Origin of the sequence: Mesorhizobium sp. M0663 (assembly GCF_040320585.1) — a bacterium.
Lineage (GTDB): Bacteria > Pseudomonadota > Alphaproteobacteria > Rhizobiales > Rhizobiaceae > Mesorhizobium.
On the sequence record NZ_JAMYPX010000005.1, the window covers coordinates 173,547 to 190,938 of the forward strand.

At 63.4% G+C, this 17,392-nt stretch carries 15 protein-coding genes; 7 read left to right on the forward strand and 8 right to left on the reverse strand.

The genetic code is table 11. From position 1 onward, the window contains the following. Position 1 precedes the first annotated feature (1 nt). From NKI54_RS13085 to NKI54_RS13100, 4 genes are all read right to left on the reverse strand, one after another. Positions 2-1,213, reverse strand: a complete 1,212-nt coding sequence (locus NKI54_RS13085) for an efflux RND transporter periplasmic adaptor subunit (RefSeq protein WP_023678454.1) — start codon at positions 1,211-1,213, stop codon at positions 2-4. A gap of 279 nt (positions 1,214-1,492) precedes the next feature. Continuing rightward, on the reverse strand, positions 1,493-2,623 hold the full coding sequence (locus NKI54_RS13090) for a patatin-like phospholipase family protein (RefSeq protein WP_023678453.1): 1,131 nt from the start codon (positions 2,621-2,623) through the stop codon (positions 1,493-1,495). A gap of 26 nt (positions 2,624-2,649) precedes the next feature. After that, complete coding sequence (locus tag NKI54_RS13095) at positions 2,650-3,432, reverse strand: 3-hydroxybutyrate dehydrogenase (RefSeq protein ID WP_023678452.1); 783 nt, start codon at positions 3,430-3,432, stop codon at positions 2,650-2,652. A 184-nt stretch (positions 3,433-3,616) separates the two neighbouring features. Further along, positions 3,617-4,705: a citrate synthase/methylcitrate synthase gene (locus tag NKI54_RS13100; RefSeq protein WP_352634177.1), complete on the reverse strand. Its 1,089-nt coding sequence runs from the start codon at positions 4,703-4,705 to the stop codon at positions 3,617-3,619. Between the two features lie 92 nt (positions 4,706-4,797). On the opposite strand from NKI54_RS13100, the gene NKI54_RS13105 reads away from it, so the two are divergent. After that, positions 4,798-5,946, forward strand: coding sequence for a citrate/2-methylcitrate synthase (locus tag NKI54_RS13105; protein WP_352634179.1), 1,149 nt, complete (start codon positions 4,798-4,800; stop codon positions 5,944-5,946). A gap of 66 nt (positions 5,947-6,012) precedes the next feature. Here the strand turns inward: NKI54_RS13105 and phaR are convergent, their stop codons facing one another. After that, positions 6,013-6,621 (reverse strand): polyhydroxyalkanoate synthesis repressor PhaR, encoded by a 609-nt coding sequence (gene phaR / locus NKI54_RS13110; RefSeq protein ID WP_352454871.1) that lies wholly within the window; start codon positions 6,619-6,621, stop codon positions 6,013-6,015. 278 nt (positions 6,622-6,899) lie between these two features. Between phaR and NKI54_RS13115 the strand changes: the two genes are divergently transcribed. From NKI54_RS13115 to NKI54_RS13140, 6 genes are all read left to right on the forward strand, one after another. After that, positions 6,900-8,087 (forward strand): acetyl-CoA C-acetyltransferase, encoded by a 1,188-nt coding sequence (locus NKI54_RS13115; RefSeq protein WP_352691654.1) that lies wholly within the window; start codon positions 6,900-6,902, stop codon positions 8,085-8,087. Positions 8,088-8,195: 108 nt separating this feature from the next. Continuing rightward, complete coding sequence (gene phbB / locus NKI54_RS13120; protein WP_023678447.1) at positions 8,196-8,921, forward strand: acetoacetyl-CoA reductase; 726 nt, start codon at positions 8,196-8,198, stop codon at positions 8,919-8,921. 731 nt (positions 8,922-9,652) lie between these two features. Next, the gene (locus tag NKI54_RS13125; RefSeq protein WP_352634185.1) at positions 9,653-13,060 is read left to right on the forward strand and encodes a helicase-related protein; all 3,408 of its coding nucleotides are present in this window, start codon (positions 9,653-9,655) and stop codon (positions 13,058-13,060) included. 12 nt (positions 13,061-13,072) lie between these two features. Beyond that, a complete protein-coding gene (locus tag NKI54_RS13130) occupies positions 13,073-13,459 on the forward strand; it encodes an RNA-binding S4 domain-containing protein (RefSeq protein ID WP_352634187.1) in 387 nt (128 codons plus the stop codon). 148 nt (positions 13,460-13,607) lie between these two features. Next, positions 13,608-13,946 carry a ferredoxin FdxA gene (fdxA, locus tag NKI54_RS13135; protein WP_352619743.1) on the forward strand — a complete coding sequence of 113 codons (339 nt, stop codon included), beginning with the start codon at positions 13,608-13,610 and terminating at the stop codon, positions 13,944-13,946. 368 nt (positions 13,947-14,314) lie between these two features. After that, a complete protein-coding gene (locus NKI54_RS13140; RefSeq protein WP_006327799.1) occupies positions 14,315-14,896 on the forward strand; it encodes a CarD family transcriptional regulator in 582 nt (193 codons plus the stop codon). A gap of 79 nt (positions 14,897-14,975) precedes the next feature. Here NKI54_RS13140 and NKI54_RS13145 read toward each other — a convergent pair whose 3' ends face one another. The 3 genes from NKI54_RS13145 to NKI54_RS13155 all read right to left on the reverse strand — a co-directional run bounded on the left by NKI54_RS13145 (position 14,976) and on the right by NKI54_RS13155 (position 17,318). Then, positions 14,976-15,746, reverse strand: coding sequence for an amino acid ABC transporter ATP-binding protein (locus NKI54_RS13145; protein ID WP_352452513.1), 771 nt, complete (start codon positions 15,744-15,746; stop codon positions 14,976-14,978). Next, entirely contained in the window at positions 15,743-16,423 is a 681-nt protein-coding gene (locus tag NKI54_RS13150; RefSeq protein WP_023721020.1) for an ABC transporter permease subunit, read from the reverse strand. Before NKI54_RS13150 ends, NKI54_RS13145 begins: the two co-directional genes overlap by 4 nt. A 121-nt stretch (positions 16,424-16,544) precedes the next feature. After that, on the reverse strand, positions 16,545-17,318 hold the full coding sequence (locus NKI54_RS13155) for an amino acid ABC transporter substrate-binding protein (RefSeq protein WP_023721021.1): 774 nt from the start codon (positions 17,316-17,318) through the stop codon (positions 16,545-16,547). Positions 17,319-17,392 lie beyond the last annotated feature (74 nt).

Genomic DNA, 17,392 nt, shown 5'->3' on the forward strand with positions numbered 1-17,392 from the left:
ATTACTGCGTCCCGGCCGTCGCTTCGCCCAACAGCTTTTGGATGGTCGCCTGGTCGGCTGCGACCGGCTTGACCACCTCGCCTTCCTTCACCAGCTCCTGGCCGGCGACGATGATGCGGGCGTCGGCCGCAATGCCGCCGAGCACCAGGCCGGTTGGCGTGTCGTCGACCAGATCGATCGGGAAGAACACGACCTTGTCATCCTTGTCGACGGCGCGGATGCCGAGGTCGCCCTTGTCGCCGAGCGTCACCACCGAGCGCGGCAGCATCACGGCGTCGGTCGGCTGGGCGCTGAGCGCGATTTCTGCCGTCATGCCGGCCGGTACGGACCCATCGGCATTGGGGATAGCGACTTCAACCCGAAAGGTACGGGTTGCCGAAGATGCATCCCGGCTGATGTAGCGCACCGTACCCTTGACGGTCTGGCCACTGACCAGGCGCACATTGGCTTCGTCACCGATCTTCAGATAGCCGAGATCGCGTTCGCTGACTTCGCCGCGTGCGATCACCGGATCGAGCTTGAGAATGGTCGCCACCTCGCCGCCCTGCATCACGGAACTGCCAAGCTCCACCGGCACCCGGTCGATGACGCCGTCGAAGGGCGCCTTCACCTCGTTGCGGTCGAGCTCGGCTTGCGCTGCGTCCAGTTGCGACTTGGCCAGCGTCAGGTTGGAGCGGGTTGTATCGAGCTGCAACTTGGGCAGATTGCCGGTTTTCATCAGCCGCAGGGCAGCTGCCAGCTCTGCCTCACGTTGCACGACAAGCTGCTTGGCATTGTCGACCGCCGAGATTTTTTCCTCGGCGGCAAGCATCAGGATCAGGTCGCCGGTCTTGACGTGCTGGCCCTGCTTGACCGGCAGCTTGTCGATGACGCCGGCGACGCGTGTCGCCAGGACGGCGCGCTTGTCGGCTTCGGTCAGTCCGGAAATGCGGATAGCGCGTGCATAGGTGCGCCGCGGCGGGGTTATGACCGCGACCGTGCGCAACGGCGCCTTGGGCTGTTCCGCCTCGGCAGTCCCCGGTTTGGCAGCCCCCTGTTCGCCAGCTTGGGGCTTGCCTGCGTCGGCTGCCTTGGGCTGCTCGACCTCTCCTGCCTTGGGCTTGTTGTCGGCGGACGCGCTGCCGACGGACGAGAACTCGCCTGTCGCCATCCAGCCGGCGAACCCGATGAGCACAACAATGGCTGCAAGCTTGTGAAACCTGAATTTCGGCATCGTCATTTTTCCAGTGCGCGGGGTTCGGCCAGGCCGCATCTTCTACTTGGGGCGCGTCGCCGATATGGGTGCGCGCGAGGCCGTATTCAAATTGCCGTGATCGGCGAAGCGCGCTTCTACCTCAAAGTTGCAGCGCAATATAGTCAGAAAAGTTGATGGGTTGTTGCTTTGTCCGCAAAGATGCGGCTGCAGCATCGGCTGTTGATCGCCAAAACAGCGGTATGGCAGCAAGTGTCAGGATGATTGACGGATTGCGAATGCCATCTGCTTGCGAAGCAGCTAGGCCGGACGGCGGGCGGCCTCGGGCTGCTTGCGCGCCGCAAGAAATTCCTTGACCCGCCGGCCCGGCGCCGGCCCGGTCACCGGCTTCAAGCCGTCGTCGAGTTCGCCGGACAGATCGATCGTCGGCCGCTTGCCGACGGCGTCATAATTTTCTTCCAGCCAATCACTGGCTGCGGTGCGGCCGAGGTCGCGCAGATAGGCAAGGAACGCCCATTCGGCATTGACCTTGGACGATGCCGACAGATCCTTGAACGCTTCGTCGGCATCGATGCGGTGCATGCGGATGTCGCGATATTCGCCGTGCGGCAATCGGCCGGCGGCGATCAGTTCCTTGACGAAGGCGATCGAGCGGAATTCGCGCAACAGCCCGGCATTGAAGGTGATCTCGTCGATGCGGTTCTGGATCTCATTGGCGCTCTTCGGCGTTCCCTCGCGGACCACCGGATTGATCTGCACCAAAAGCACGTCCTCGGTGGCCGCCGTCTTGAAGAACGGGAACAGTGCCGGGTTGCCGCCATAACCGCCATCCCAATAGGGCACGCCCTTGATCTCGACGGCACGGAACAATTGCGGCAAGCAGGCCGACGCCATCACCGTGTCGAGGTCGATCTCGCCGTCCGAGAAGACCCGCAACTGGCCGGTCTCGACATTGGTAGCGGAAATGAACAGTTCCATCGACTTGCAGGCGCGCACATTGTCGAAATCGATTTCACGTTCGACCACGTCGCGCAGCGGATTGATGGCGAGCGGATTGGCGACATAGGGCGAAAATACCCGAGACATCGTATCGAACAGGAAATAGCCGGGCGTGTTCTCGATCGACCAATTGCCCCAGGCGACGTCCCAAGGCATGCGCTGTACCGGGCTGAAGCGGCCCTTTGCCGCCACCGCACGCCAGAAATCGTCGAGCTTCCGCCGCGCGCCCTCGACACCGCCGCGGACAAAGCCGTCGGCCAGCGCCACGGCATTCATGGCGCCGGCGCTGGTGCCCGAAACCGCCGTTATGTCGAGGCGCCCGTCCTCGAGCAGCCGATCGAGCACGCCCCAGGAAAACGCCCCGTGCGAACCGCCGCCTTGCAGCGCGACATTGATCTTCTTTGGCTCTTCCGCCTTGCCATTTTTCGGCATGGCGTGGCCCTTGACCGCTGGAAGCCTCACTGAGCGGTCCAGCCGCCATCGACAGAGATGTGCGCGCCGTTGATCTGCGCCGCCGCATCCGAGCATAGGAACACCGCGGCCGCCGCAACCTGCTCGACGGTGACGAACTCCTTGGTCGGTTGCTTTTCGAGCATTACCTCACGGACCACCGTCTCGCGGTCCATCTTGTTGGCCTTCATCTGGTCGGGGATCTGCGCCTCGACCAGCGGCGTCAACACATAGCCCGGACAAATGGCATTGCAGGTGATCTTGTCGCGCGCCAGTTCCAGGGCGACAGTCTTGGTCAAGCCCATAATGCCATGCTTGGCCGAGACATAGGCCGACTTGAACGGCGAGGCGACAAGGCCGTGGGCCGAGGCGACGTTGACGATCCGGCCGCCACCGGCCTGTTTCATCAACGGGATGGCGGCTGCGATGGTGTGGAAGGCCGATGACAGGTTAATGGCGATGATCGCATCCCACTTCTCGATCGGGAAGCTTTCCACCGGCGCGACATGCTGGATGCCGGCATTGTTGATCAGGATGTCGACCGAGCCGAATGCCTCGGCTGCCTTCGCCACCAAAGCCCGGCACTCGGCCGGCTTCGACATGTCGGCTTTGACATAGGCGGTCTTCACCTTGTGGTGCTTCGCGATCGCGTCTGCGATGGCGCGGTCGTCGGCGGTGTCGGAAAAGGAATTGACGACGACGTTGCAGCCTTCGGCCGCGAGCGCGTGGGCAATGGCCAGGCCGATGCCCGAGGTGGAACCGGTGACGATGGCGGTTTTTCTGGCGGTCAAGGCGGCTTTATTCCTTTCGAGGCGGGCTCCCGTGGAACCATGCTGCACTGCAGCATATAGGCTCTCTGTCACCCAAGAACAGCGGATGTGTGGAGCAATGACATGAAATTTTTGTCATGTAGACCTCTCTCGTCCCCTAAGAGAGGTCGTCGCCTCGTTTCGCAAAGCATGCGCTGAAAGCTCGTCAGGCGACGAGGTCCGGCACCGTCCCGATATAGCGCGACTGCGGCCGGATCAGCCGTCCGCTCGTTTGCTGCTCGCGCGCATGGGCAATCCAGCCGGCGACGCGCCCGGCAGCAAAGACATTGGTGAACGCCTCTTTCGGAAAGCCCGCCGCTTCCAGCAGGAGCGCTGTGAAGAACTCGACATTGGTCTGGAGCGAGCGCGACGGCTTGGCGATGAGAAGCACTTCGAGCGCCGCTTGCTCCACGCTTTCGGCAAACGCCAGCCGGTGGCCGGCTTCGCCCTTGGCGCCGAGCTGCCGCACCACCGCTTTCAGCACGTCGGCACGCGGATCGCGCACACGGTAGATGCGATGCCCGAAGCCCATGATGCGGCGGCCACGCGCGATCTCGCCACGCAGCCAGCCGGCGGCGTCGCCATGCGCCTCGATCGCATCCAGCATCTCGATCACCGGACCTGGCGCGCCGCCATGCAGCGGCCCCTTGAGCGCTCCGAGCCCGGCCAGCACCGCCGAAGTAAGCCCGGCCTGCGTCGAAGCGACCACGCGCGCGGCGAAGGTCGATGCGTTGAGGCCGTGGTCGCAAACCGTCACGAGATAGGCATCGAGCGCCTTCGCCAATTTAGGCGAGGCCACAATGCCGGTCAGCATCCGCAGCATGTCGGCTGCATGATCGGCCTTGCTATCGGGCGCAATCGGGCTTTCGCCGCGCTGCAAGCGCAGCAAGGCCGGCGTCAGCACGGCAGGTGCCGCAACCAGCCGCAGCGCGTCCGACAATTTGCCGCCATCCGGCAGCAGGGCAATACCGGCGCGCATCGCGCTGTAGATATCGACGGATGCGAGAAACGGCAGCAAGGGTTTGATCTGCTCGAACACTTCGCTGCGCGCCCGACCGATCGCGTTCGCCAGCTCGCTGCCGTCGGGAAGATCGTCGAAAAAGCCGTCGAACAGCAGATGAACCACCTCGGCGTATTTCCAGCGGCCTGCCAGTTCGGGCAACGAATGGCCCCGGATGGTCAGGCGGCCACCAAGACCGTCAACATCGGAGAGCACCGTTTCCGCCGCCACCACATCATCGAGCCCATTCGCCATTGGTTTTCTCCTTGACCCTTTCCGGGTGGAAGATAAGGGTTGGTGACTCGACCATCAATCTTGATCAACGGAATCAACATGACAAGGCTGACATGACGGAGTGGCTGACGCGGGACGAAGCCCTGGAGCGTCTCAAGGTGCGAGCCCAGACCCTCTATGCCTATGTCAGCCGCGGACGCATCGGCGTGCGGCCGGACCGGGCGGATCCACGCCGCAGCCAGTATCGCGCCGACGATATCGCGGCGCTGGCGAGCCGCCGGGCTCGTGGCCGAAATCCCCAGGCAATCGCCGAAAGTGCAATTGCCTGGGGTGAGCCGGCGATCGCCACCACGATCTCGACCGTTTTGCATGGCCGCCTTGTCTATCGCGGCCAGGATGCGGTTGCTCTCTGCGAGGCTGCCACGCTGGAGCAGACGGCAAACCTGCTTTGGGCATCTGGCGCACCAGTGTCGTTCGTCTCGGCGAGCCGCCATGACAACGGCGCAACTGGCCGGCCGGCTGCCTTCGCGGAATTGGCCGCGTTGGCGGCCAACGGCCGGCCTTCGCTCGGCCGAAGATCGGCTTCGCTCAACCACGATGCGGCCGGCGCCATCGCCGCTTTGGCCCAGGCGCTCGGCGCGAATCCCGGAACTGGTGCCGTGCACGAAAGGCTGGCGCGGGGATGGTCGCTCGATGCGGCCGGCGCAGACTTGATCCGTCGCTCACTGGTACTGTTGGCCGATCACGAATTGAACGCATCGACCTTCGCCGCGCGGGTCGCCGCGTCCACCGGTGCACCTGTTTCGGCCTGCCTGCTTGCCGGCCTCGCCACGCTCTCCGGTCCGCGTCATGGCGGCGCCGCGGAGGCGGTCATGATGCTGGCGGAAGATGCGCAGAGATTGGGGCCGGATGCGGCTGTCGGACGCTGGCTCGGTCACGACAGGCCGCTGCCCGGATTTGGCCATCCGCTTTATCCCGACGGCGATCCGCGTGCGGAACCGTTGCTGGCCGCGATAGATGTCGATGATGGGCTGTTACGGCTTTGCGATGCGGCCTTTGCGGCAACGGGCATGCGCCCGAACGTCGATTTCGCTTTGGCCGCGCTGACGCGCGGTCTCCGTTTGCCGTCCGATGCGCCGTTCCGCCTGTTCGCGCTCGGCCGCAGCGTCGGCTGGGCCGCGCATGCCGTGGAGCAGGTGACAAGCAACGGCCTGATCCGGCCACGCGCCCGCTACCAGGGGCCGCTGCCGGAGCAGCTCTAGCCGCGCTGTTTGCGAAGTCTCAGCGGCGCCTGAGCGAAGGTTCGACGCGGCGCCTCGCCCCGGCAATCACGACATGGTGTCGAGCTTGCGCTGCATCGCGGCGATCTGCTCCTTCAGCTCCTGAAGGTCGTCGGGTTTTTCCGGCGTTTCCTTCCTGGCCGGTTCGGCCGGCGCTGCTGCCGGCGCCGAGCCCGCGGACGGGAACGGCGTGAACAGCCGCATGGCGTTCTGGAACATTTCCATGTTGCGCCGCGTCTGCTCCTCCAGCACCTTGATCGGCGTAGCGATCTTCATCATGTCCATCGGCGACTTGCCGAGGGCATCTTTCATCTGCTCGCGAAAGCGCTCCTGCTCCTTCGAGAAGGCCAGCATCGACTGCTCGAGAAAGCTCGGCACGATCATCTGCATCTGGTCGCCATAATAGGCGATGAGCTGACGCAGGAACGGGATCGGCAGCATGTTCTGCCCGTCCTTGTTCTCCAGCTCGAAGATGATCTGGGTCAGTACCGGATGCGTGATGTCGTCACCGGTCTTGGCGTCCTGGACAGTAAAGTCCTCGCCTCTTTTGACCATTTCAGCGAGATCCTCGAGCGTCACATAGGTGCTGGTGCCCGTATTGTAGAGACGGCGATTGGCATATTTCTTGATAACAATAGGTTCGTCTTTTGCGGCCATCTGCATCCTCCCCGGACACCGGGCAGCTTAAGTAAGCCGCCGGTAACGATTGCGCCTTTTTAAAGGATATGCGCAAAAGCGTCATGAATCCAAGCAGTTTGTGCAGTGCGGGAACATTTTATGCTGCGCAGCACGGATGGGCCGCCGTTGCAGCGACGGGCGGCATGCTTGCGGCAGTGGGACGCCATGCCCATTTCGGGTTTGACTCGGGTTGTGGAAAGGGCAAGAAAAGTCCCCGACGGCACCCGAAATCGTTCCCCGAAAGCCTGGAGAAGAACATGTCCGCTTCCAACGCCATCGTTGTCGCCAGTGCAGCACGCACGCCCGTCGGCTCCTTCAACGGCGCTTTCGCCAACACCCCAGCCCATGAATTGGGTGCCGTCGCCGTCAGGGAAGCGCTGGTCCGTGCCGGCGTCGACGGCAAGGAGGTGGACGAGGTCATCCTCGGCCAGATCCTGACCGCGGCTCAAGGACAGAACCCGGCGCGGCAGGCGGCTATGGCCGCCGGCGTGCCGCAGGAGGCGACCTCCTGGGGCCTGAACCAGCTCTGCGGCTCCGGCTTGCGCGCCATCGCGCTCGGCATGCAGCAGATCGCCCAGGGCGATGCAAAAATCATCGTTGCCGGCGGCCAGGAATCGATGTCAATGGCTCCGCATGCGCAACATCTGCGCGGTGGCGTCAAGATGGGCGATTTCAAGCTGATCGACACCATGATCAAGGACGGCCTGACCGATGCCTTCTATGGCTATCATATGGGCAACACCGCTGAGAACGTCGCCCGCCAGTTCCAGATCACCCGCGACGACCAGGACCAGTTCGCACTGGCTTCCCAGAACAAGGCCGAGGCCGCGCAGAAAGCCGGGAAATTCAAGGACGAGATCGTTGCCTTTACAGTCAAGGGCAGGAAGGGCGACACCGTAGTCGACCAGGATGAATACATCCGCCACGGCGCGACAATCGATGCCATGACCAAGCTCAAGCCCGCCTTCGACAAGGAAGGCACGGTGACTGCTGCCAATACTTCCGGCATCAACGACGGTGCCGCCGCCGTGGTGCTGATGACCGAAGCGGAAGCCGCAAGGCGCGGCATCACACCGCTGGTGCGTATCGTTTCCTGGGCGACCGCCGGTGTCGACCCGCAGATCATGGGGACGGGACCGATCCCCTCCTCGCGCAAGGCGCTGGCCAAGGCCGGCTGGTCGGTCGGCGACCTCGATCTGGTCGAAGCCAACGAGGCCTTTGCCGCGCAGGCCTGCGCCGTCAACAAGGACATGGGCTGGGATCCGGCCATCGTCAACGTCAATGGCGGCGCCATCGCCATCGGCCATCCGGTCGGCGCCTCGGGCGCCCGCATCTTCAACACGCTGGCCTACGAGATGCGCCGCAGAAGTGCCAAGAAAGGCCTTGCCACGCTGTGCATCGGCGGCGGCATGGGTGTTGCCATGTGCGTGGAAGCAATGGGATGAATGGCAAATTGTGAATGGTGAATGGTGAATGGTGAATGGAAGATCGGAGGGCTTACGCAATAACCATTCCCCATTCCCCATTCACCATTCACTCTGGGAGGGAAACGCATGACAAAGGTTGCAATCGTCACAGGCGGGTCGCGCGGCATCGGCGCGGCGATATCGGTCGCCTTGAAAAGCGCCGGCTATTCGGTCGCCGCAAACTACGCCGGCAATGAAGAAGCAGCGGCAAAGTTCAAGGCCGCGACCGGCATCCCGGTCTATAAATGGTCCGTCGCCGACTACGAGGCCTGCGCCGCCGGCATCAAACAGATCGAAGCCGATCTCGGTCCCGTCTCGGTGCTGGTCAACAATGCCGGCATCACTCGCGACGCGATGTTCCACAAGATGACGCGCGAGCAATGGAAAGAGGTACTCGACACCAACCTTTCCGGCGTCTTCAACATGACGCATCCATTGTGGGGCGGCATGCGCGACCGCAAGTTCGGTCGCATCATCACCATCTCCTCGATCAACGGCCAGAAAGGCCAGGTCGGCCAGGTCAATTATTCGGCCTCGAAGGCCGGCGATATCGGCTTCACCAAGGCACTGGCCCAGGAAGGCGCGCGCGCCGGCATCACCGTCAACGTCATTTGCCCCGGCTACATCGCCACCGAGATGGTCAAGGCAATGGACGAGAAGGTCCTCAACGAGCGCGTCATCCCGCACATCCCGGTCGGCCGTCTCGGCGAGCCGGAGGAGATCGCGCGCTGCGTCGTCTTCCTCGCTTCCGACGATGCCGGTTTCATCACCGGCTCGACCATATCAGCCAATGGCGGCCAGTACATCGCCTGATCGTTTATCTTTACGTTGAGACAGATACGCGCTTGGACGAACGGGCCTGCAAAACGGCTCGTTTCTATAGCGGTCTTCCCGTTGCAAGATCTCGATGCGGCACGCTGCCCCAATCCGGCACGCAAAGGTTAACGGCCGCTGCGCAGCCTATGCAAAAACCGCCCGGCAGCCTGTGGATTCTCGGTGGAAAAGCTGTTCACAACACAACATGCAGCGGTGAACAAACCAAGAAACTTCGGCTATCTCTGATTCGTCGCCGATTCGTTCCGGCTTTGAGCGGAACGTTAACGGCGAGAGCTGAAAACACCCTCGAAATGATTGAAGCGCGTTAGGAAACATCAATAATTTCATAATGTTGTGCGAAGCAGATTGGCCAGCCACGACCATTCACCGGCAAAGGTTAACCGCAGTGCTCGCTTGGATGCCACTTGCATAAATCGGGCCAGTTTCCGTGATTCAGCATGTGGTGAGGTACGCCGACAGAAAACCCAGATGTAGCCGTGAACAAACCCTGAATCAGCGCGAGTCAGTGATTCGTCGCTGATTCGTTCCAGACTCGTTCCAACTGTTAATCGGGAACAGATTTTCTGGCTTCGAACCAACCAATCGGCCTGCCCTCGGCATATTCCGCTTTCGCTTCGCGCCCGAAATCCCTATGTGTCGCCTGTCATACGCGGCCAATATGGGCGCGCTCCCGACAATGCGAGGCAGAGAGCCTTATTTCCAGGCCGATGAACATCTATCCGAAACACACTGAACCGCTGATCCTGTCGGGTCGAGACGTGACGGCCGTGCTCGGCCCGACCAATACCGGCAAGACCCATCTCGCGATCGAGCGCATGGTGGCGCACGAAAGCGGCGTCATCGGCCTGCCGCTCAGGCTGCTTGCCCGCGAGGTCTATACGCGCGTCTGCGAGAAGGTCGGCGCCCATAAGGTGGCGCTCATCACCGGCGAGGAAAAGATCCAGCCGGCGGGCGCGAAATACTCGGTCTGCACCGTGGAAGCGATGCCGCGCGAGACCGACGCCGCCTTCGTTGCCATCGACGAGGTCCAGCTCGCCGGCGATCTCGAACGCGGACACATCTTCACCGATCGCATCCTGCATCTGCGCGGCCGCCAGGAGACGCTGCTGCTCGGCGCCGCCACCATGCACGGCATTCTGCAGCGCCTGCTGCGGGGCGTGTCGGTAGTGACGCGACCACGCCTGTCGCATCTTGCCTATGTCGGCTCGAAGAAGCTGACCCGCCTGCCGCGGCGCACCGCGATCGTCGCCTTCTCGGCCGACGAGGTCTATGCCATCGCCGAGCTGATCCGCCGCCAGCAGGGCGGTGCCGCCGTCGTGCTCGGCGCACTCAGCCCGCGCACCCGCAACGCCCAGGTGGCGCTGTTCCAGTCGGGCGACGTCGACTACCTCGTCGCCACCGACGCCATCGGCATGGGCCTCAACCTCGACCTCGACCACGTTGCCTTCGCCCAGAATCGCAAATTCGACGGTTACCAGTACCGCAACCTGACGGCGGCCGAGCTCGGCCAGATTGCCGGCCGCGCCGGCCGGCATCTGCGCGACGGCACCTTCGGCGTCACCGGCCAGGTCGATCCGCTGGATGATGAACTGGTCAACAAGATCGAGGCGCATGATTTCGATCCGGTGAAAGTGCTGCAGTGGCGTACCGCGCATTTCGATTTCGCCAGCCTCGATGCGCTGAAGCGCTCGATTGAGACCAACGCCCCGGTCGAAGGCCTGACGCGCGCGCTGCCGGCAGTAGACGCGCAGGCGCTCGAGCATCTGTCGCGCGACGAGGACGTCCGGGCACTCACCACCGATGCCAGACGCGTGGCGCTGCTGTGGGAAGCCTGCGCGCTGCCCGACTACAGGAAGATCGCGCCGGCCCAGCACGCCGACTTGATCGCCTCCATCTACATGGACCTTGCCAGGCACGGCCATGTCGACGAGAACTACATGGCCGAGCAGGTGCGCCGTGCCGACACCACTGAAGGCGACATCGACACGCTGTCGCACAGGATTGCCCAGATCCGCACATGGACCTTCGTCTCCAACCGGCCCGGCTGGCTGGCCGATCGGGCACACTGGCAGGAAAAGACGCGCGAAATCGAAGACAGATTGTCGGATGCGCTGCATGAGCGGTTGACGAAACGTTTTGTAGACCGCAGGACTTCCGTCCTCATGCGGCGCCTTAGAGAAAACACGATGCCTGAAGCCGAAATCAGCCCAACCGGAACCGTCCTCGTCGAAGGCCATCACGTCGGCGAGTTGCAGGGTTTCCGCTTCACCGCCGACCAGAGCGCCGGCGGCGAGGATGCCAAGGCGGTGCGGGCGGCGGCGCAGAAGGCGCTTGCCGCCGAGTTCGAAGCGCGGGCCGAGCGTTTCGGCGCCTCTGCCAATGGCGACATTGCGCTGGGTTCGGATGGCACGCTGCGCTGGATCGGCGCCCCGATCGGCACGTTGGTTGCCGGCGAAGACGCTTTGAAGCCGCGTCTCGTTCTGCTCGCCGACGAGCAACTCACCGGCCCGGCACGCGACAAGGTTGCGGCGCGCGCCGAGCGCTTCGTCAATTTCCAGATCGAATCCCTGCTGAAGCCGCTGGTCGATCTCAAGAATGCGGAGCAGATCACCGGTATCGGCCGCGGCATTGCTTTCCAGCTCGTCGAGCATTTCGGCCTCATCAACCGTCGCGACATCGCCGACGAGATGAAATCCCTCGACCAGGAAGGCCGCGCGGCGCTTCGCCGTCTCGGCGTGCGCTTCGGCGCCTACCATGTCTTCGTCCCGGCGCTGATCAAGCCGGCGCCGGCCGGGCTGATAACGCTGCTGTGGGCGCTGAGGAACGACGGCAAGGACAAGCCCGGCTTCGGCGATGTCGTTCACGCACTGGCCTCCGGCCGCACCTCGGTGGTCATCGATCCGACCTTCGACAAGACCTTCTACAAGCTTGCCGGCTACCGCAATCTTGGCCGGCGTGCTGTACGCGTCGATATTCTCGAACGGCTGGCCGACCTGATCCGGCCGGCGACCAACTGGAAGCCGGGCCTCGGCCCTCGCCCCGACGGCGCCTATGACGGCCAGTCCTTCATGGTGACGCCGCCGATGATGTCGATTCTCGGCGCCACCGCCGACGACATGGAAGAAATCCTGAAGGGACTCGGCTATCGCGCCGATGCCAAACCGGCGGCCGAGGTCAAGGCGCGGCTCGAAGCACAGGACAATGCCGCGCGTGAAGCTGCCGCTGCAAAGCAGGCGGCGGAAGAGGCTGCGCGAGTCGAGCAGGCGAGGATGGCGGAAGCATCTGCCGCGCCAGAGCCGCCGGCGGAGGCTTCGGAACCTGTGTCGGATGCGGCTCCTGTTGCGGAGGCGGCGGCCGAAGCTGTGACCGAAGCGACGGCAGAGCCTGTCGCGGAAGCTCCAGCCCCTGAAGCTGCGGCAGAAGTCACGCAAGAGACCCGGCCCGCCGCGGAGGCGACTGCTGAAGCGCCTGCGGAACCAGCGGCCGAGCCAACGGCGGAACTTGGGGCGGAAACTGAGGCTGCGGCATCGGCAGAACCGCCGGTTTCCGACACTACGGAAGCATCGCCGGCCGAACCTGCAGCGACGGCGGAAGCCGTCTCCGGCGAAGCTGCTCCAGAAGCGGAGGAGCCAAAACCTGTCCTGTTATGGCGGCAGGGTCGTTTCGACCAGCGCCCGCGTCATCGCCAGCATGACAACCGCCCCCGGGACAATCATCGGGACAATCGCGCGCGCAATGGTCAAGCTGCGCCGGACAGCCGCAGCGATGCGCCGGCAGATGCCGGCGGGCAACCGACGCCGGGCGACCGGCCCGCCCGTCAGGGGCGCCACGACCAGCGCGACGGCGCCGGCAAGCCGCGCTTCGATCGCAGCAAGTTCAAGCCCAGGCCGCAAGGCGAGGCGGCAGAACAGCGCGCCGGCAAGCCGCAAGGTGAACGCCCGGACCGGCGCGAAAACCGGCCCGACTGGAAGGCTGGCCGACAGGACGGCAAAGGCGGCGCCCAAGGCGCAAAGCCCGCCTTCCAGCCAAAGCCGCGTGAGGAACGCCCGGTCCGCTTCGATCCGGACTCGCCCTTCGCCAAGCTCGCCGCGTTGCGCGACCAGCTGAAGAAGTAGGCTGCTCGTCCAATGGTCACTGATGCCCGCCAGCGCATCGACAAGTGGCTGTTCTTCTCGCGCGCGGTAAAATCGCGCACGCTGGCAGCCAAGCTGGTCGTCGCCGGACGCGTCCGCATCAATCGCGACAAAGCAGCGCAGGCCTCCGATACGGTCCGGCCGGGCGACGTTTTGACCATCACGCTGGAGCGGCGGATCTCCGTCTGGAAAGTCCTTGGCACCGGCGTACGGCGTGGCCCGGCCGAAGAGGCCCGCCTGCTCTACGAGGACATGTCGCCGCCCCCCGCGCCCAAGGACGAGGCGCTTCCGGATGCGGTGCCGCCGTTGCGCGAGGCCGGCAGCGGTCGCCCGACGAAGAAGGAACGCCGCCAGACCGACCACCTGCTCGGCGACGATTGAGCAAGGTCGAACGCCCGCTTTGCCGGCCTTCCGGAATTCCATTCCGGAAACCGCGGCACCGCTGGCAGGGGCCGCCCTTGCCACCAGCGGACAAAGGCGTTACCTCACCAAAAAAGCCCAATAAAATGGGACGTCCCGGAGCCGACCAATGACCTATGTCGTGACCGACAATTGCATAAAATGCAAATACATGGACTGCATCGAGGTCTGTCCGGTCGACTGCTTCTACGAAGGTGAGAACATGCTCGTCATCCACCCGGACGAGTGCATCGATTGCGGTGTCTGCGAACCGGAATGCCCGGCCGACGCGATCAAGCCCGACACCGAGTCGGGTCTCGACAAATGGCTGCAGATCAACACCGAATATGCCGAGAAATGGCCCAACATCACCGCCAAGAAGGAGCCGCCGGCCGACGCTAAAAATTTCGATGGCGAAACTGGCAAGTTCGAGAAATATTTCTCCGCCGAGCCCGGCGAAGGCGACTGACGAGCCTGCCGGCTGCGGCGGCCTGACGCCGCGTAACAGACGTGATACATTAACTGCCTTGACAGGCGGCGACGGCGCGTGGCCTTCGCGCGTGCAGCAAAACCTTGATTCTTCCGACTTTTTGTGTTATATCAACCAAACATGCCGGTGACACAACGTCGATTTATGGCGCAAACGCCCCAAATCACTGAAAGGTGAATTTCTCAATCCGGACCAGAGCGATCTGGGGCAGGCGGTCGCAATGTTGCGATTTGCCGGTCCTGGCCTTTCCGGTGAGTTCATCGTTGTGTGGCTAAGGACCGGTCACCCCGGTCGCACGAGTTCGGGCCGGCACGATGCCGGTACCACAACAAGGAGTTCAGGGCGTAATGGCAACGATCACCCCGCAGAAGAAGTCCACCGCAGCGCGCCACGGTTTCAAGACCGGCGAGTACATCGTCTATCCGGCGCATGGTGTCGGCCAGATCGTCTCGATCGATGAGCAGGAAGTCGCGGGCCACAAGCTGGAGTTGTTCGTCATCGACTTCCAGAAGGACAAGATGCGCCTCAAGGTGCCGGTCGCCAAGGCGACCTCGATCGGCATGCGCAAGCTGTCGGAAGAGGATTATGTCGAGCGCGCGCTGAAGGTCGTGCAGGGCCGCGCCCGCGTCAAGCGCACCATGTGGTCACGCCGCGCCCAGGAATATGATGCCAAGATCAACTCCGGCGATCTGATCTCGATCTCGGAAGTGGTGCGCGACCTTTACCGCGCCGATAACCAGCCGGAGCAGTCCTATTCCGAGCGCCAGCTCTACGAGGCGGCGCTTGACCGCATGGCCCGCGAGATCGCGGCCGTCAACCGCATGTCGGAGACCGAAGCGGTGCGCCTCATCGAGGTGAACCTCAACAAGGGCCCGAAGCGCGGCGCTAAGGCCGACAACGAGGAAGCCGAGCAGGAAGAAGCTGCTTGAGCTTTTCTCGTCTTCGAATTCAGAAAAACCCGGCCTCGCGCCGGGTTTTTTTATCTTAGCTGACCGGCGACGGGCATATCTAACCTTCGCCGCCCTCCCTTTCCGCCTCGTGCTTCAGCGTGGCAATGAACCGCTTGGTCCGCTGGCGTTCCGGGTTGCTGAACAGCACCGCGGCCGGGCCTTGTTCGACGATGTTGCCGGCATCGAGGAACACCACTTCCCGCGCGATCTTGGAGGCGAGCCGCAGGTCATGCGTCGCCATCACCATGGTCGTGCCCTCGCTGGCGAGCTTGCCGAGCACGTCGACCACCTCCTGCGCCAGTTCCGGATCGAGTGCCGAGGTCGGCTCGTCGCAGAGCAGGACCTTCGGCGAAGGCGCCAGCGCCCGGGCAATCGCCACGCGCTGCTGCTGGCCACCTGACAGGGTCGCCGGCCAGGCATCGGCCTTGTGCGCCATGCCGACTTTTTCGAGCAGGGCCAGCGCCCGTTCGCGCGCCCTCTCCTTGGGCCATTTCAGCACCGTCACCAGCCCCTCCATGATGTTCTCGATCGCAGTGCGATGCGGAAACAACTGGAAATTCTGGAACACCATGCCGGTCTGCAGCCGCAGCCGCTGGATATCCCTGGTCGAGACCCTGCCGCCGGGGTGGAATTCGAGTGCATCGTCGCCGATCCGTACCGTGCCTGAAGTCGGCAGCTCGAGCAGGTTGATGCAGCGCAAAAGCGTGCTCTTCCCTCCGCCCGACGGCCCGACAAGCGCCGTAACGCTGCCTTCCTCGATGGTGACGGTGACGCCCTTCAGCACCAAATTGTCGCCGAAACGCTTTTCGATGTTGGTGAGGCCGATCATGCGCGCGCCTCCAGGAAGCCGCCATAACGGTTGAGCCGCGTTTCCAGCCGCGCCTGCAAGGCCGACAGCACGGAGCTCATGACCAGATAGAGGGCCGCTGCCTCGACATAGAGGATCAGCGGCTCATAGGTGGTGGCGACGATGCGCTGCGCTGCCTGGAACATCTCCGGCACGGTGATGGCGGCGGCGAGCGAAGTGTCCTTGACCAGCGAGATGAAGGTGTTGGACAGCGGCGGCACCGCGACGCGCCCCGCCTGTGGAAGAATGGTGCGCCGCATTGCCTGGGCCCAGGTCATGCCGATCGAATAGGCCGCTTCCCACTGGCCCTTCGGTACCGAACCGATGACGGCGCGGATGATTTCCGACGAATAGGCGCCGATGTTCAAGGTGAAGCCGATCAGTGCTGCCGGAAAGGCGTCGAGCAGGATGCCGACCGATGGCAGGCCGTAGAAGATAAGGAACAGTTGCACGAGAAGCGGCGTGCCGCGGAAGATCCAGACGTAGAAGCGGACCACGGCGACCAGCGGTTTGGGACCGAACAGCCGGACAAGCGCCACGACCAGGCCTAGGACAAGACCGAATGCAAACGACAGCAGCGTCAACGGCACGGTGAAGATCAGTGCAGCCCACAGCAGCGTAGGCAGGGATTCCAGCATCAATTGCAGCCAGTGCGGCACGAAGGCTCCTCCTTGCCAGATTGCCGTCGCTCATATCACGCGAAAGCGGCGGGCCGTCAAAGACAGCTCGCCGCGATATGAACGACGCGGGCCGGCATTCGGCCCACACGAGAAAAGCCGGTTACTTTGAAACGTCCTGGCCGAAATAGGTGTCGGCGATTTTCTGGTAGGTGCCGTCGGCCTTGATGTCGGCCAGCGCCTTATTGATGGCGGCCACCAGTTCCGGATCGCCCTTGCGTACGATGACGCCGGAATAGTCGGCGTTTTCTTCCTGCGCGGCAATCTTCACATTGGCGTCGGGCTTGTGCTTCTTGAAGTCGAGGAAGGACAGGCTGTCGTTGATGGTGGCGTCGGCGCGGCCGGTGAGAAGCAGCTGGATCGACTGGTCGAAGCCGTCGGTGCCGACGAGCTCGGCGCCGTTGGTTTCAGCCAGCTTGCCGAAATTCGAGGTCAACGACTGCGCCGCCTTCTTGCCCTTGAGATCGGCGAAACCCTTGATGTCGGTGTTGTCGCCGCGCACGATCAGCACCGCCTTGGAGGCGATGTAAGGATCGGAGAAATCATATTTGGCCTTGCGCGCCTCGGTGATGCCGACCTCGTTGATGACGGCATCGTAGCGGTTGGCATCGAGACCGGCGATCAGCCCGTCCCATTTGCCTTCGAGGAACTGGGCTTTGACGCCGAGGCGCTCGGCGATAGCCCGCGCGATCTCGACGTCGAAGCCGACCAGCGCGCCGGAAGCATCATGATAGGTGAAGGGCGCATAGGTTCCTTCCGTGCCGACCTTGAAGACGCCGGACTGCTTGATCTGGTCGAGATTGGCGCCGGCGTGACCGGCGGCGATGGCCAGAACCTGCAGCGTTCCGGCGATGATGAGCGATTTGAGCCATTTCATTTTTCTGTGATCCCGTCCTTGGCCGATGTCCGGCGTCATTGCGAGTGCCGGAAAATGACAGATGCGCGATGCCA

Bases quoted from the DNA above. Each gene is read 5' to 3' on its own strand.
- NKI54_RS13085 (WP_023678454.1), bottom strand. From the start codon at position 1,213: ATGCCGAAATTCAGGTTTCACAAGCTTGCAGCCATTGTTGTGCTCATC.
- NKI54_RS13090 (WP_023678453.1), bottom strand. From the start codon at position 2,623: ATGCCGAAAAATGGCAAGGCGGAAGAGCCAAAGAAGATCAATGTCGCG.
- NKI54_RS13100 (WP_352634177.1), bottom strand. From the start codon at position 4,705: ATGGCGAATGGGCTCGATGATGTGGTGGCGGCGGAAACGGTGCTCTCC.
- NKI54_RS13105 (WP_352634179.1), top strand. From the start codon at position 4,798: ATGACGGAGTGGCTGACGCGGGACGAAGCCCTGGAGCGTCTCAAGGTG.
- phaR (WP_352454871.1), bottom strand. From the start codon at position 6,621: ATGGCCGCAAAAGACGAACCTATTGTTATCAAGAAATATGCCAATCGC.
- NKI54_RS13115 (WP_352691654.1), top strand. From the start codon at position 6,900: ATGTCCGCTTCCAACGCCATCGTTGTCGCCAGTGCAGCACGCACGCCC.
- phbB (WP_023678447.1), top strand. From the start codon at position 8,196: ATGACAAAGGTTGCAATCGTCACAGGCGGGTCGCGCGGCATCGGCGCG.
- NKI54_RS13125 (WP_352634185.1), top strand. From the start codon at position 9,653: ATGAACATCTATCCGAAACACACTGAACCGCTGATCCTGTCGGGTCGA.
- NKI54_RS13130 (WP_352634187.1), top strand. From the start codon at position 13,073: ATGGTCACTGATGCCCGCCAGCGCATCGACAAGTGGCTGTTCTTCTCG.
- fdxA (WP_352619743.1), top strand. From the start codon at position 13,608: ATGACCTATGTCGTGACCGACAATTGCATAAAATGCAAATACATGGAC.
- NKI54_RS13140 (WP_006327799.1), top strand. From the start codon at position 14,315: ATGGCAACGATCACCCCGCAGAAGAAGTCCACCGCAGCGCGCCACGGT.
- NKI54_RS13145 (WP_352452513.1), bottom strand. From the start codon at position 15,746: ATGATCGGCCTCACCAACATCGAAAAGCGTTTCGGCGACAATTTGGTG.
- NKI54_RS13155 (WP_023721021.1), bottom strand. From the start codon at position 17,318: ATGAAATGGCTCAAATCGCTCATCATCGCCGGAACGCTGCAGGTTCTG.